We start from the raw sequence: 14,484 nt of genomic DNA, 5'->3' as shown, positions 1-14,484 counted from the left end.
AGGACCGGGTACCTGTCCTGTTACGGACCGGTGAGCCGGCGGACCACGGCCTCCGCCCGTTCGGGATGCGCCGCGCGCCAGGCGGCGAGGTGTTGTCGTACGGCCTCGGCCACGGTGCCACGTACGCCGTCGCTGCCGAGCCGTTCCCGGGTGACCCCCTCGAAGACCGGGTCGTCCAGCTTCACCGAGACGACCGCCGTCAGGCCGCTATCGGGTGCCGTCCGCAGGCCGAGCGCGGCCGCCACCCCGTCTCGGAAGCCCTCCACATGCGCGCCGCCCTCACAGGTCGGCGCACTGTTGTCGAAGGACCGGATCCCCGCCCCCGGCCCCTCGCTCCACCTCAGGGCCACCTCCACCGCCCCCGCCAGGCGCGAGTCCTCCCGCTCGAAATGCACGATGTCGGGGTGTACGGGGTTGTCGGCACCCGAGTCGAGGAAGGCGACGAAGTCCCGCGCCCCGCCCGGGAACCGGCAATGCTCCTGCCGCGGGGCATCGCTCTCGGCCCGCTCGTCGGTCAGGGTGAGCGTGAGCTCCCGGTTCAGGAAGGCCAGCTCCCTGAAGCGCTCCAGAAGCTCGTCGAACGAACACTCCACCGTCTCGAAGACGTCCGCGTCCGGCCGGAACACGATCGTGGTCCCGCTCCCCGTGGCGGGCCCGGCGGGCCCGGTGGTGACGGCCGGCGCAAGCGCGATGCCCCGCTCGTACCGCTGCACCCGGCGCACACCGTCGCGCCGCACCTCGGCGGTCAACTCGCTCGACAGGGCGTTGGCGACCGGAGCGCCGACGTGACTCAGGTCCATGGTGCGCCGGTCCCGTGGCCGCACCCCGGCGCGGACGTGCGTCATCATGCCTTCGAGTCCGAGCCCGCCGCCGTCCCCCGCCCCGTCGTCCTCGACCCGGATCCGGCCGTCGGCCATGAGGGTGACGTCCAAGCGGGTCGCGCGCCCCGCCAGGACCTCGTTCACCGGCCGGTCGAGCACCCCGTACAGCAGATTGTGCAGACCCCGTTGGCTCGTCGACCCGACATACATTCCGGGCCGCTGCCGAATCGCTTCCGGCCATTCGAGCACCTTGACGTTCGCGGCGCTGTACATGTTCGGGCTGTCGCTCACGAATCCCCCCTCGGGCGTGTTCCGCGGTTCCCGTCAGCCTAGGAGAATTCCCGGAAAAGGCCAGGTCAGAGCTGGTTGGCGGAGGAATCGCGGAGGCGTGTACGGGCCGGTGGGCGCCGTCTGTGAGCGTGCGGACCGGAAGGGGTGCGGGGCACGGGTGACGGCGGTGCGGGGCACCGGCGCAGGCGCGCACGGGCCTGTTCAGGGCGGCCCCCGCGGCACTGATTTCGCTGTGGCCCCGGGGCCCCGCCGCGGCCTACCCCCGGTCCGGGACGTCCCCGCCCGGCCGCACCAGCCCCGACTCGTACGCCAGGACCACCAGTTGCGCCCGGTCCCGGGCCCGGAGTTTGGTCATGGCGCGGTTGACGTGGGTCTTCGCCGTCATCGGGGTGATCACCATGCGCTCGGCGATCTCGTCGTTGGACAGGCCGCGGGCGACCAGGGCCACGGCCTCGCGCTCTCGGGCGGTCAGTTCGTCGAGGCCGGGGCCCGGGCGGGCGGTGGCAGGGGGCTGGGCGAGGTAGCGGTGGATCAGTCTGCGGGTGATGGACGGCGCGAGCAGCGCGTCGCCGCGGGCCGCGACGCGGACCGCGTGCAGGAAGTCCTCGGGCAGGACGTCCTTCACCAGGAAGCCGGCGGCGCCGGCGCGCAGCGCGTCGAGGACGTACTCGTCCATGCCGTAGTTGGTGAGGATCACGACATGGACCCCGGCGAGCGCCGGGTCGGCGGCGATCCGGCGGGTCGCCTCGATGCCGTCCACGAGCGGCATCCGGATGTCGACGAGGGCCACGTCCGGCACGTGCGCGCGGGCCAGGGCCAGGCCCTCCGCGCCGTCGGCGGCCTCCGCGACCACCTCGATGTCGTCCTCCAGGTCGAGGAGCGCGCGGAACCCGCTGCGGATGAGCGGCTGGTCGTCCACCAGCAGGACCCGGATCACCATCCCCGCCCCCGCCCCGCGGCACGCTCGCCGGCCGGGTCGGGCGCCACCGGCAGTTCGGCGCGCACCGCGAAACCGCCCTCGGCGCGGGGCTCGGCCCGCAGCCGCCCGCCGAGCGCCGTCACCCGCTCCCGCATGCCGAGCAGCCCCAGACCGGGCGCCGGTGCGCGGCCCGGCCGCGCCCTGCCGTCGTCCTCGACCCGTACGGACACGGCGTCCGGCCGGCAGGCGACCCACACCGACACCGTGCGGGCGTCCGCGTGCCGGGCGACATTGGTCAGGGACTCCTGGACGATCCGGTAGACGGTACGGTCCACCGCGGCCGGCACCTCCGGCCGCCGCCCCTCCGCCTGCCCGCCGCCCTCCACCGTCAGTGTCGCGTCCAGACCGAACGCCCGCGCCCGCTCTACCAGCTCCGGCACCGCGTCGAGCCCGCGCGGCGGCGCGGTGTCGTCGTCCCGCAGCGCCTCCAGCGTCGCCCGCAGCTCCCGGCTCGCCTCCCGCCCCGCCTCCTGGATCGCGAGCAGCGCCGGCGGCACCTCCTCGCCGCGCCGCCGCGCCACGTGCACGGCCACCTCCGCCTGCACCTTCACCACCGAGATCTGATGGGTGAGCGAGTCGTGCAGCTCGCGGGCGATCCGCAGCCGCTCCTCGTCGGCCCGGCGCCGCGCCGTCTCCTCCCGGGTGCGTTCGGCCTCGTCCGCGCGCCGCTCGGCCTGGCGCAGCGCCTCGCCCGCCGCGCCGGCCGCGATCAGCCAGGCGAGTTCGAGCGCGCCGCGGGCCCGCGCGAACGCCTCGCCCGTGTCGTCCAGGCCCGAGACCAGGGCCGCCACCGGCAGCGCCGCGATCATGGCCACGCTCACGGCCGCCGTGACGGCGCGCCGGCCCGCCCGAACCGCCGCGTACACCGCGCAGAGATAGCCGACCACCGGCACGTCGAAGCCCGCCGCCTGATACCCCACCGCGCACAGCCCGGTCATCACGAGCACCGCGACGGGGGCCCGGCGGCGCGCGAGCAGCGCGAGACCGCCGGCTGCCAGCAGCCCGTATCCGAGCAGGCCGACCCACGTCGTCCCCTGCGCGGGCCGCTCCGACACCCCGGTGACCACCAGTGCCGCCGCCACGCCGACCGCGATCACCGGGTCCCCGAACCGGGCCCACAGCCTTGCCGCACCCGCCGAACCTGCCTTCATGCGCGCACCCTAACCGGCCGCCCCGCGCCCCCGGATCCTCCGCACGGACCGGGCCGGCTACCACGGACGCGGTAGGCGGCGGGTGCGCTGCCGCGGGCGCGGCAGGGAAAGAGTCCACGCCGGCCGGACGACCGGACAGGGGCGCGCGGGACAGGCTCGGGACACACCGCGACAGGAGAGATGAGGAGCCCACGATGTCCGACCTGACCACGCTCGCCGCCAGCGTCTACACCCTCAGCGCCGGCCGGATCGGCGCCAGCGCCGCCGCCCTGATCGGCCTGGCCGCCGCCGTCACCGCCTGGCGGGCCCTGACCCGCCCCACCGGCCGCCTCGCCCGCTTCGGGGGCGGGCCCGCCCTGGCCGCCGGACTGTTCGCGACGGCCCTCGGCGCCCTCGTCGCGACCACCGCCGACGGCGGCGTCGGCACCGGCAACGGCCTCGGCGGCGCCTACGTGGCGCTGCTGGTGGGCGCGCTGGCCACCGGCCTGGCCGCGGCGGTCGTACGGCGGTCGCGGCGCGGGCCTCAGGTCCGGTGACCGGGTGATCCCGTGCCCCGTGGCAGCCTTGCGCCCATGACGACGAACGGCCGGCCGGACGGGCCCGCGCGGGGAGCCCTGGAGACCGACGGGCGGCGGCTCTCCTACCTCGACCACGGGGGACCCGGGCGGATCCTGCTCGCCCTGCACGGGCACTTCGGCGAGGGGCGCACCTTCGCCGGGCTCGCGCGGGCGCTGGGGCCGGGGCACCGGGTGATCGCACTCGACCAGCGGGGGCACGGCGACTCCGACCGGGCGGAGGAGTACTCCCGGGAGGGGTACGTCGCGGACGTCGGCGCGCTGCTCGACCACCTCGGGCTCGGGACCGTGGACCTGCTCGGGCACTCGCTCGGCGGGGTCAACGCGTACCAGTTCGCGGCCCGGCACCCCGGGCGGGTGCGGGCGCTGGTGGTGGAGGACGTCGGGGCCGAGGTCGACGGCGACCTGTCCTTCTGCCTCGACTGGCCGCGCCGGGCCCCGACCCGCGCCGCCCTCGTCGCGGGTCTCGGCGGGTCCGCGCCCCATCTGACGGACGCGATCCGCGAACACCCCGACCCTGGTCCACACGACACGGCCTCGCCTTCCGGCCGGAGGACATGGTCGTCTCGCAGCGCGCGCTCAACGGCGTGCACTGGGACGACTGGCTGGCCGGCGCCTGCCCCGCCCTGCTCGTACGCGGCACCCGGAGCGGTGTCCTCGGCGCGGAGCACGCCCGGGCCATGACCGAGCGCCGCCCCGGCACGCGGCTCGTCGAACTGCCCGCCGGCCACACCGTCCACGCCACCGACCCCACCGGCTTCGCCGACGCCGTACGCCGGTTCCTCGCCGTCGCACAGGCGTCCCCGGCCGGTTGTCAGACCCGGCCCGTACGGTTGTTTCATGAACGCGATCGAGTACGTACGGGGGGACGCCACCGCGCCGCGCGGCAAGGGCGTCAAGATCGTGGCGCACGTCTGCAACGACCTGGGCGGCTGGGGAAAGGGCTTCGTGCTCGCCGTGTCGCGGCGCTGGCCGGAGCCGGAGGCGGCCTACCGCCGCTGGCACCGCGAGCGCGCGCGGAACGACTTCGGGCTCGGCGCCGCGCAGTTCGTCCGGGTCGAGCCGTATGTGTGGGTGGCCAACCTGGTGGGCCAGCGGGGGATACGGACGGGGCGGAGCAGCGGGGTCCCGGTGCGGTACGAGGCGATCGACGCCGCGCTCGCGCTGCTCGCCGCGAAAGCGGCGGAGCTGGGGGCCTCCGTGCACATGCCCCGGATCGGCTGCGGCCTGGCCGGCGGGCGCTGGGAGCGGATCGAGCCGCTGATAACGGAGCGCCTGGTGGCGCGCGGGACACCGGTCACCGTGTACGACACGGGGGCGTAGCACGCCCCTGGCGAGGGGCGTGGCACGGCGGACGCTAGAGTCATGCGCCTGTTCGAATCAGGGGCATGACACAGGGGGAGGGGTATGCAGGCGCAACTCAGGGAGAAGGCCACCGAGTTGGCCGAGGTCCTGTGGAAGGAGCACACCGTCTACCGCGAGCGCGGCGGCGGCGTGGTGATCCGCGGCGATCATGTGCGCCGGTGGATAAGCCTGGCGCCGACCGGGGGCAAGGACCAGGCGCTGATGCGCGCCGGGCGGATCCTGGACGGTGGGACGACCGCGCCCGCACGCCTGGAGGTGGTCGTGGACCTGGCGTCCGGCACCGCCGAGCTGGCCGCGGTCTGCCGCCGGCTGCTCGCGGAGACCGCGGCGGACGCCGCGCCTTCCACGGCCGGCGCCGCCCGGCCGCCCAGAGCCGCCCGCGCGACGAAGGGGAAGACGAAGGCGAAGGCGCCGCGGGGGCCGCGCGCGGGGCGTCACACGGGCATCGGCTCGTGGGTGGTGCTGCTGTGCGTCGGGGGTGTCGTCGCCCTCTGGGCGTACAGCGTCTTCGGCGGCGCCTACTAGGCACGCGCCGCACCGCCAGACCGCACCGCCCCGGACGCGCGGCGGCGCCGCGAAACCCTCGCCGGGTCCCGCGGCGCCGCCGGCCGGGGCGGGGGCGGTCAGCCCGCCACGTAGGCCGTCACCGGGTAGTGGTCGGACAGGTTGGTGTACGTGTACTGCGTGCCCCAGCTGGAGACCGTCCAGGGCGCGGTCGTCTCCGGGACCACGTTGTTCGTCCAGCCCGCCGGGCGGGCGTGGCCGGCCCGGAAGAGGACGTGGTCGAGGTCCTCGCGCGGGTCGGTCGGGTAGCGGTCGTGGGCGATCGAGTTCAGCGCCGTGTCGAAGGAGTACGGGTGACCGGTGCGGGCGTCCGCGCCGACCAGGTCCGCGTCGGCGAGCATGGTGCCGTACTCGGGCGTGCGGGAGTCCACGTTCATGTCGCCCGTGACGATGACCTGCTCGTTCGCCGGGATGTTCTTGGCGTCGAGGAAGGCGTCGATGTTCTTGAACTGGCGGCTGCGCATCTGCGCCGCCTCGCCCGCCGAGCAGCCCGGGTCGGTGGACTGGGCGTGGGTGCCGACCACGTGCACCTTGGTGCCGTTGACATCGAGCACCGCGTAGACGAAGCCCTTGTTCGAGTACCAGTCGGCGCCGCAGGCGTCCTTATACACGTACTGCTCCTTGCGCACGATCGGCCACTTGCTGAGCAGCGTCACGCCGCCGTCCTCCGGCGTGGTGGTGGAGTAGGCGCCGCCGGTGGCGTCCCAGCCCGACTTCGAGCGGCCCACGACCGGGGTCTGGTAGGGGTACTCCGCCGCCGCCTTCGTCTTCAGGGCGTCGGAGGAGGAGTTGTCGAAGGCCTCCTGGAGGACGACGACGTCGTTGCCGTGGAAGAAGGACGTCGTGGGGATGGTGGCGGCCCGGTGGTCCTGGCCCCAGTTCGGGTAGAGCGTCTTGGACATCAGGAAGACGTTGTACGTGAGCACCTTCAGGCTCGGCGTCGCGGTGGCCGTCCCGGTGTCCGCGGCGGTGGCGGCCGAGGCGGCGGTCGCGGTCCCGGTCAGGGTGGCGGCGGCCACAGCGATCGAGAGGGCCGCGCCGGACATGCGGCGGAGAGCGGAGAACTGCACGTGAAACTCCCAACGGAGAGTGGGGGGTTGGGCTCGGGCGCGGCACATACAATCAGCCGTGGTTACCTTCCGGTAGCCGTCGGATGCCACGAATCTTTCGCCGCTCGCACAATCGCGCCAACTCTTAGGCAAGTGTCCGAATTGCGAGTTTCGCGACCAGGTAAGATGCGCTCATGACCCTCGCGCAGAACTCGAAGATCTTTCCCACCGACCTGGGCCCCCTGAACCCGGTGTGGGCGGAGCTCATCCTCGGTGCCGTCCTCTTCGGCCTCACCTTCCTGATCCTGGCCAAGGGGATCCTCCCGAAGATCAAGCGCACCCTCGAGGAGCGCGAGGACGCCATCGAGGGCGGCACCGACCGCGCCGACGACCTGCGCGCCGAGGCCACCGCGATCCGCGAGCAGTACGAGGCCGAGCTGGCCGAGGCCCGCCACGACGCCGCCCGCATCCGCTCCCAGGCCACCGAGGAGGGCTCGGCCGCCATCGCCGCCGCCCGCGCCGAGGGCATCCGCGAGCGCGAGGCCATCCTCGCCGCCGGCCACGAGAAGATCGCCGCCGAGCGCGACGCCGCCGAGCGCGAGCTCTCCGCCGACGTCGACGCCTGGGCCCACGCCCTGGCCGGCCGCATCGTCGGCGAGCCGGTCGGCGCCGACCGAGCCTGACGCACCGCACGCACACCCGTACGGGGCCGCGCCCCGGGCCGCTCAGCAGGCCCGGGCCGCGGCCCCGCGTCGTATCCGCCCCCGGAGCGCGTTTGCCCGCCCCCGGGTGACCCGGGCAGCCTGGAAGAACGAGAGGAGAGCGCGTTGACGGACCACGGCCACGGCCACGACCACGGCAAGGGCGTCGAAGGCGAGTCCTTCGAAGGCAGGGACGCCGAGCACGCGCGCACGGCGACCGCCACCGCCCCGCGCCGTGACCCCGCCCGCCGTGCCGAACCCGTCCCGCCGCCCGTCGGCGGCGCCCTGTGGACCCTCGCCGGTGACGTCCGGGCGCTGATGATGCTGCCCGCCGCGCTCACCATGCAGGTCGCGCACCCCGCCGTCGGCGCCGGCGTCGACGCCCACTCCGTCTTCCGCACCGACCCCTGGGGCCGCGGCGAGCGCTCCCTGCGCTCGCTCCAGCTGTGGATCTACGGCGGCGAGCACGCCGCCGAGGAGGGCCGCAGGCTGCGGGCGCTCCACAAGACGATCGGCGGCACCGACGTCCACGGCCGCCGCTACCACGCCCTCGACCCCGCCTACTACGCCTGGGTGCACGCCACCGGCTACCCGGTCTACCGCCACGGCCTCGGCTATCTCTTCCGCCCGCTCACCGAGGAACAGGAACGCCGGCTCTACGCCGAGTGGCTCCAGGTCGGACGGATCCTCGGCATCCACGACCGGGACATGCCGCAGACCATCGAGGACTTCTGGCCGTACTACCGCCGGATCCTCGACGAGGAGCTGGAGGCCACCGTCGTCGTCCGCGAACTGCTCGCCACCGACCTCCCCGTCCCGGCCCCCGACCGCGGCCCGCTCCCGGTCCGCCTCGCCCTGCGCGCCCTCTGGCCGCTGCTCCGCCGGCCCTTCCTGCGCGCCCGCGCCTTCCTGACCGTCGGCCTGATGCCGCCCGAGGCCCGCGCCGCCATCGGCCTGGACTGGACCCCCGCCCAGGAGCGCCGACTGCGCCGCCTCGGCCGGATCGTCCGCGCGGTCGTCCCGGTCCTGCCGGAACGGCTCCGCTACCTCCCGCTCGCCCGGAAGGCCAGGGCGGAGGCCAGGGCGGAGGCGCGCCGTCGCGCGCTATGACAGGGCGGCGGGAGCGGCGAAGGGCGGCAGGCCCTTGAAGCTCTCGTGGAGGGCCAGGCTCGGGGTGATCCGGCGCAGCACGGCCCGTACCCGGGTCAGCGGGTGGTCGGGGAAGCGGGCGTCCCAGCGCTCGTCGTCCGCCGCGTGGGACGGCAGGCCGCCGGTGATGTCGGCGCCGTAGGGGTGGGCGGTGAAGTAGCGCATCGGGCCCACCTCGTTGAGTATCAGGGCCTCACGCAGCCCGGTCGTCCGCCCCTCGCCCGCCTGCACCTTCACCACCACGCTGCACCGGGCCCGCGGGATGGTCCAGGAGCCGACGAACGCCTGCCCGTGCCCCTGCGTCTGCGGCACCTTGACCAGCTGGCGTACGGCGGGCAGCGAGTCCACCTCGCCGAGCTCGGCCTCGATCAGCCCGGCGCCCGCCCCGGCGGCCGACCGGGCCAGACCGTACCGCAGCCGGTCCGGCTCGCCGAGCGAGGCGGGCAGGTCGGGCACGAGGTCGAAGAAGTGGACGGAGAGCAGCAGCCCCTGCCCGTCGGTCCACACTCCCGGCTCCAGCGCGCTGAATCCGGTGAGGTCGAGCCCGGTGATCGGTGTCATGCGTCATCTTCCCTTGTGCCTGGTGCTTGTACGGTCTTCGTGGCGGACGGCAACTCGCGCGCGGGGCGCCGGGCCTCGACGTCCGGGTGCGGCAGTCCCGCGAACGGGCCGTCGGACACCATCGGCGCGGCGAGGCGAGCTGGACGTCGTGTGGGTGCGCGGGCGGGTTGGCGGCGCCGCGACGAGCGGCGCCGTACGCGTGTTCCAGGGCGGCCCGGTCGACGGCGTCGATCCGGGAGTCGATCCGGCGAGCGATCCCGGCATCGGCTCCGGGGCCCGCGAACTCCCCCTCGATGCCCCTGTGTTGTGCCCCTCGCTCCGGGCGCCCGTGCCGCATGCCGGGACCCTACGCGATTACGAGGACAGCGGCGGACCGGCGGCCAGGGCGGCGAGGTAGTCGTCGAGGAGGACGGCCTGTCGCTCGGGCGGGAACTCCGCCGGGGCGAGCAGGGCCTGGACGACCAGGCCGAGGGCGAAGGACTGGGCGCCGAGGGCCAGCCGGTCCGGGTCGCCCGCCGGGAGCTCGCCGCGCGACTGGGCCGCCGCGATCAGCTCCGCGAGGCGGGCCCGGCCGCGGGCGTAGCGGGCGGCGTGGTCGCTGCTCAGGGTGGGGTCGGCGAGGGCGGTGTCCCAGGAGGAGACCCAGATCCGGTTGCTCGCCGTGGCCTCGGGGTCGAGCGGCAGGACGTCGAGGAGCGCGGCGCGCACGGCGGCCAGGCCCTCGCCCCCGGCGCGGCGCGGCCGGGCGGCGGTGCGCTCGTCGAGGAGGTCGAGGGCGTGCCGGACCAGGTCGCGCTTGGCCGGGAAGTAGTGGGTGAGCAGCCCCGTCGTGGCGCCCAGTTCGGCGGCGACCGCGCGCAGCGTCAGCCCGTCGAAGCCCTGCGCGGCGAGGACCCGCCAGACGGCCTCGGAGACCTCGCGGCGGCGGGCCTCGTGATCTCCCTTGGTGCGTGCCATGCTGCTACGGTAATAGTCATAACGCTTGTTGTGTGAATGGGGTCACGATGTTCACCCTCCCGCTGCGGGACAACGCCGAGCTCCGCCCACTGGAGACCTGGCACGCCGAGGAGTTCGCCGCCCACCTGGACCGGGCCCGCGAGCACATCCGGCCGTGGGTCGGCCCGGCCTTCGTCACCGACGACGTCGCGGGCGCCCGCGACACCCTGGTCCGGTACGGCGAGCGCCGCGCGGCCGACGGCGGACGCCTCTACGGCCTCTGGCTCGACGGCACCCTCGTCGGCGGCGTCATGTTCGTCGCCTTCGACGCCGCCTCCGGCGGCTGCGAGCTGGGCTGCTGGCTGGAGCCGGCCGGGGAGGGGCACGGACTGGTCACCGAGGCCTGCGCCCGGCTGCTCGACTGGGCCTTCGACGAGCGCGGGATGCACCGCGCCGAGTGGCACTGCCGGGCCGACAACGCCCGCAGCTCCGCCGTCGCCGAACGGCTCGGCATGACCCTCGAAGGCACCCGCCGCGAGGCCTGGCCGTACGGCGGCGCCCGCCACGACAAGCAGCTCTGGGGCCTCCTCGCCCACGAGTGGCAGGCCCGCCGCGCCTGAGCCCCGCATGCGCGGGAGCGCCCCCGTCCCACCCGACCGTGGGACGAGGGCGCCGGACCGTGCCGTGCGGTGCGGGTCAGCGCCCGCCGCGCTCGCCGTGCTCGTGCTCGTCGTGTTCGTGGATCGTGTTCGTCGCCGCGATCTTCTTCCACGACTTCGGAGCCACCGGCGTGCGCGGCGCGGCCGCCAGGCCGGCCACACCCGCCGCCGCGGCCGCCGTCCCCGCCGGCTTCACCGGCTGGAAGAGCCAGGTGTCGAAGAGGCCGGAGAGCGGCTTGCCCGAGACCCGCTCGGCGTACCGCACGAAGTCGGCCACGTGCGCGTTGCCGTACGCGTGCTCCTGCGGCCAGCCCTTGAGGATCGCGAAGAAGTCCTCGTCGCCGACCTCGTCGCGCAGCGCCTGGAGCGCCAGCGCGCCCCGGTCGTAGACGGCGACGTCGAACTGGTTCTCCGCGCCCGGGTCGCCCGGCTTCACCGTCCAGAACGGGTCGTCCGCCGCCCGCGACCGGTACACGTAGTCCGCGAGTTCCCGCGCCGTCCCCTCGCCCTCCTTCTCCGACCACAGCCACTGGCTGTAGCGGGCGAAGCCCTCGTTGATCCAGATGTCCTTCCAGTCGGCGACCGACACGCTGTCGCCGTACCACTGGTGGGCCAGCTCGTGCACGACCACCGAGACGTTCGCGCCGTTCGCGAACTGCCGCGGGCTGTAGAACGGCCGGGTCTGGGTCTCCAGGGCGTAGCCGCTGGTCACGTTCGGGACGTAGCCGCCGAGGGAGTTGAAGGGGTACGGGCCGTAGACCGACTCCAGCCACTCCGCGACCTCGGCCGTGCGCTCGATCGAGGCGCGCGCCGCGCCGTCGTTGTCGCCGAGGTCCTTGCTGTAGGCGTTGAGGACCGGCAGGCCGTTCGCCGTCGTGTCGGTCGTGATGTCGAACTTCCCGACCGCCAGCGTCGCCAGATAGGGGGCCTGCGGCTTGTTGGAGCGCCAGTTGAAGCGGGTCCAGCCCAGCTTGGTGGACTGCGACTGCAGCACGCCGTTGCTGATCGCCTGGGTGCCGTCCGGGACGAGCACCGACACGTCGAAGGTCGCCTTGTCCAACGGGTGGTCGTTGGACGGGAACCACCAGACGGCCGAATCCGGCTCCTGCGCGGCCACGCCGCCGTCCGGGGTGCGGTGCCAGGCCGTCCAGCCGCCGATCTTCAGCTCGGACGGCTTGCCCGCGTAACGCACCACGACCGAGAGGGACTTGCCCTTCGCGAGCGGGGTGGCCGGGGTGACCTCCAGCTCGTGCTCGCCGGAGGTGGTGAAGGCCGCCGGGCGCCCGTTCACCCGTACCTCGCTCACCTTCAGACCGAGGTCGAGGTTGAAGCGGGACAGGTTCTGCTTCGTCGTGGCGACGAGGGTCGCCGTGCCCTCCAGGAGGTCGGTCGCGGGCTGGTACTTCAGCCGCAGGTCGTAGTGGGAGACGTCATAGCCGCCGTTGCCGCTGGCGGGGTAGTAGGAGTCGCCGATGCCCGGCGCGCCAGGAACGAAGTCGGCCGCCGATGCCGGGATCGCCAGCAGCAGCGAGGCCGCGAGGGCGCTCGGAACGATGATTCTGCGGTGCACAGGTGCTCCCCTAGTGGTCCGGTCGTCAGAGAGAGGTAAGACGCACAGGTGGTCGTCGGTCCTTAGCGACACTATTCAGGGCCCCGACGGCCCGTCACGTCCAGAGCACCCCCTGTCACATGAACGCCATTCGGCCGACACGAACCTCCCGTTCCGGCCGTCGCATCCGCACCGCTTGTCCGTGACGGCCCTCTTTTGCGCGGCAGTCGACAGCGGTACGTTCCGCCCCATGTCGATGACGACGACCCGCACCTTCCGCGGTCCCCGGCGCGCGCTCCTCATCTCGGCGTGCGCCGCCGCCCTGGCGCTGCCGCTCCTCGCCGCCCCGACCCCCGCCGCCGGCAGTGCGCTGCCACCGCCGCCCCCGCGCACCGGCTTCGAGGAGAGCGGCGGCGCCCGCTGGACGAGCGAGGCCGAGGAGGCGGCCTTCCTGGCCGCCGTCGACCGGGGCAGCGAACGGCTCGCCGTCCGCACCATCGGCACCACCGCGCAGGGCCGCCCGCTGCGGCTCGCCACCCTCGGCACCGGCCCGACGCTCGTACTGCTCATCTGCTCCCAGCACGGCGACGAACCCGCAGGCCGCGAGGCCTGTCTGAGTACGGTGCGCGATCTCGCCCACGACCGGAGCGAGGCCACCCGCCGCTTCCTGGCCCGCACCACCCTGCTCGTGGTGCCCACCGCCAACCCCGACGGACGCGAGGCGAACACCCGCGGCAACAGCGCCGGCATCGACATCAACCGCGACCACCTCGCGCTGCGCACCGCAGAAGCCCGCGCCCTCGCCGCCGTCCTCCGCGACCGACGGCCGGAACTCGTCTACGACCTCCACGAGTACGGCGCCACCCCGCCGTACTACGACAAGGACCTGCTCGCCCTCTGGCCGCGCAACCTCAACACCGACCCCGCCGTCCACGCGGAGTCCCACACCCTCTCCGAGGCGTACGTACGGCCCGCCGCCGGGCGCGCGGGCTTCAGCAGCGGCATCTACGGCATCTGGACCGACCCCTACACCGGCGAACCGGTCAAGCAGGTCGCCGGCGACGGCCAGGAGCGCATCCTGCGCAACACGGCGGGCCTCAAGCACGCCGTCGGCCTGCTCGTCGAGACCCGCGAGGACGCCCTCGACCCGGCCGAGAAGGACGACCCCGCCCGTAACCACCTGCGCCGGGTCGCCACCCAACGCGCCGCGCTCAAGGGCGCGTTCGGGTACGTGGCGGAGCGCGCCGGCCGACTCGCCGCGGCCACCCTCCACGCCCGCCGCACCGGCCTCGCCGACCACGGCCCGGTCCTCCTCGGCGGCGCCGACAACGACCCCGCCGAACCCGCCGAGATCCTCCAGGACCCGCCCTGCGGCTACCGCCTGACGGCGGATCAGTACGTGGAGACCGGCGACGAACTCGACCTGCACGGCATCGCGGTGGTGCCCCGCGCGGACGGCGGGGCGCTCGTCCCGCTGCGCCAGTCGCAGCGCGCGCTCGTGCCGCTGCTGCTCGACCCGCGGGCCGCGTACGGACTCACTCGCGGAGCACCTGTGGAGAAGTGCTGAGGACATGGTGAGGAGGCGGTGAGCGGCGTCAGTGGTGTGCGGGTCGGATGATCATTCCGGGTTAGGGTCGCCAATCGGTATTGACCATACCTGAACGGGCGCTACCGGCCCGGAAGTTGGAGTTAACCATGACGAACGCGACGCCGCTGCGCCGCACCCTGACGGCCCTGGCCGCCACGACGCTGCTGGCCGGGGGCCTGCTGCTCGGCCAGACCGCGACCGCCCCGACCGCCCACGCGGCCGGCAAGACGGTCGTCTGCAGGGTGGCGGAGCTGCGCCAGCAGGCCGCCCAGCTGCGCAGCAAGGCCGCCAAGCTCGACCGCCTCGGCGAGAAGGCCGCGGCCCGCAAGGCCCGCGACCAGGCCGCCGCCCTGGAGCGCAAGGCCAAGGCCTGCGAGGCCGCGGACGACACCGCGCCGAAGCCGTTCCCGCGCTAGGAACGACGGCACCGCCGCCGACCTGACCGCCCGCCCCGGAGCCGTACGGCTCCGGGGCGGGCGCTCGCGTACGGGTCCCGGCCCCCGGGCCGGCCAGGACAGGTCCGCCGCGACATGCCCCGGCGACTCT

16 protein-coding genes are annotated in these 14,484 nt (G+C 74.4%); 9 read left to right on the top strand and 7 right to left on the bottom strand.

The features are described from left to right. Positions 1 to 20: 20 nt before the first annotated feature. The 3 genes from KV205_RS07440 to KV205_RS07430 all read right to left on the bottom strand — a co-directional run bounded on the left by KV205_RS07440 (position 21) and on the right by KV205_RS07430 (position 3,242). Positions 21 to 1,112, bottom strand: a complete 1,092-nt coding sequence (locus KV205_RS07440; protein WP_265863174.1) for a DNA gyrase subunit B — start codon at positions 1,110 to 1,112, stop codon at positions 21 to 23. Positions 1,113 to 1,368: 256 nt separating this feature from the next. Then, complete coding sequence (locus KV205_RS07435) at positions 1,369 to 2,049, bottom strand: response regulator transcription factor (protein ID WP_265863311.1); 681 nt, start codon at positions 2,047 to 2,049, stop codon at positions 1,369 to 1,371. Further along, entirely contained in the window at positions 2,046 to 3,242 is a 1,197-nt protein-coding gene (locus KV205_RS07430; RefSeq protein ID WP_265863172.1) for a sensor histidine kinase, read from the bottom strand. The genes KV205_RS07435 and KV205_RS07430 overlap by 4 nt, the downstream gene beginning before the upstream one ends. Positions 3,243 to 3,436: 194 nt before the next feature. Between KV205_RS07430 and KV205_RS07425 the strand changes: the two genes are divergently transcribed. From KV205_RS07425 to KV205_RS07410, 4 genes are all read left to right on the top strand, one after another. Next, on the top strand, positions 3,437 to 3,778 hold the full coding sequence (locus tag KV205_RS07425; protein ID WP_265863170.1) for a DUF6223 family protein: 342 nt from the start codon (positions 3,437 to 3,439) through the stop codon (positions 3,776 to 3,778). 36 nt (positions 3,779 to 3,814) lie between these two features. Further along, a complete protein-coding gene (locus tag KV205_RS07420) occupies positions 3,815 to 4,501 on the top strand; it encodes an alpha/beta fold hydrolase (protein WP_265863168.1) in 687 nt (228 codons plus the stop codon). Between the two features lie 156 nt (positions 4,502 to 4,657). Further along, positions 4,658 to 5,140: an Appr-1-p processing protein gene (locus KV205_RS07415; protein ID WP_265863167.1), complete on the top strand. Its 483-nt coding sequence runs from the start codon at positions 4,658 to 4,660 to the stop codon at positions 5,138 to 5,140. 84 nt (positions 5,141 to 5,224) lie between these two features. Next, positions 5,225 to 5,707, top strand: a complete 483-nt coding sequence (locus tag KV205_RS07410) for a hypothetical protein (protein WP_265863165.1) — start codon at positions 5,225 to 5,227, stop codon at positions 5,705 to 5,707. Between the two features lie 98 nt (positions 5,708 to 5,805). Here the strand turns inward: KV205_RS07410 and sph are convergent, their stop codons facing one another. Then, positions 5,806 to 6,792, bottom strand: coding sequence for a sphingomyelin phosphodiesterase (sph, locus tag KV205_RS07405; protein WP_265863309.1), 987 nt, complete (start codon positions 6,790 to 6,792; stop codon positions 5,806 to 5,808). 197 nt (positions 6,793 to 6,989) lie between these two features. On the opposite strand from sph, the gene KV205_RS07400 reads away from it, so the two are divergent. Beyond that, the gene (locus tag KV205_RS07400) at positions 6,990 to 7,478 is read left to right on the top strand and encodes a hypothetical protein (protein WP_265863163.1); all 489 of its coding nucleotides are present in this window, start codon (positions 6,990 to 6,992) and stop codon (positions 7,476 to 7,478) included. Positions 7,479 to 7,622: 144 nt separating this feature from the next. Then, a complete protein-coding gene (locus KV205_RS07395) occupies positions 7,623 to 8,606 on the top strand; it encodes an oxygenase MpaB family protein (RefSeq protein ID WP_374214639.1) in 984 nt (327 codons plus the stop codon). Here the strand turns inward: KV205_RS07395 and KV205_RS07390 are convergent. Both KV205_RS07390 and KV205_RS07385 read right to left on the bottom strand, forming a co-directional pair. Next, positions 8,601 to 9,206 (bottom strand): hypothetical protein, encoded by a 606-nt coding sequence (locus KV205_RS07390; RefSeq protein WP_265863161.1) that lies wholly within the window; start codon positions 9,204 to 9,206, stop codon positions 8,601 to 8,603. The genes KV205_RS07395 and KV205_RS07390 overlap by 6 nt on opposite strands. Before the next feature lie 354 nt (positions 9,207 to 9,560). Then, entirely contained in the window at positions 9,561 to 10,163 is a 603-nt protein-coding gene (locus KV205_RS07385; protein ID WP_265863159.1) for a TetR/AcrR family transcriptional regulator, read from the bottom strand. 47 nt (positions 10,164 to 10,210) lie between these two features. On the opposite strand from KV205_RS07385, the gene KV205_RS07380 reads away from it, so the two are divergent. Next, entirely contained in the window at positions 10,211 to 10,762 is a 552-nt protein-coding gene (locus KV205_RS07380; RefSeq protein WP_265863307.1) for a GNAT family N-acetyltransferase, read from the top strand. Between the two features lie 76 nt (positions 10,763 to 10,838). Here KV205_RS07380 and KV205_RS07375 read toward each other — a convergent pair whose 3' ends face one another. Beyond that, positions 10,839 to 12,371, bottom strand: coding sequence for a M1 family metallopeptidase (locus KV205_RS07375; protein WP_265863157.1), 1,533 nt, complete (start codon positions 12,369 to 12,371; stop codon positions 10,839 to 10,841). A gap of 235 nt (positions 12,372 to 12,606) precedes the next feature. On the opposite strand from KV205_RS07375, the gene KV205_RS07370 reads away from it, so the two are divergent. Together KV205_RS07370 and KV205_RS07365 are read left to right on the top strand one after the other, a co-directional pair. Continuing rightward, the gene (locus tag KV205_RS07370) at positions 12,607 to 13,917 is read left to right on the top strand and encodes a M14 family metallocarboxypeptidase (RefSeq protein ID WP_265863306.1); all 1,311 of its coding nucleotides are present in this window, start codon (positions 12,607 to 12,609) and stop codon (positions 13,915 to 13,917) included. Positions 13,918 to 14,045: 128 nt separating this feature from the next. Continuing rightward, positions 14,046 to 14,354, top strand: a complete 309-nt coding sequence (locus KV205_RS07365) for a hypothetical protein (RefSeq protein WP_265863155.1) — start codon at positions 14,046 to 14,048, stop codon at positions 14,352 to 14,354. Positions 14,355 to 14,484 lie beyond the last annotated feature (130 nt).

This window comes from Streptomyces sp. SKN60, from assembly GCF_026236535.1.
Lineage (GTDB): Bacteria > Actinomycetota > Actinomycetes > Streptomycetales > Streptomycetaceae > Streptomyces.
The sequence above is the reverse complement of the archived record's forward strand: the minus strand, read 5'-3'. Positions and strand labels throughout refer to the sequence as shown.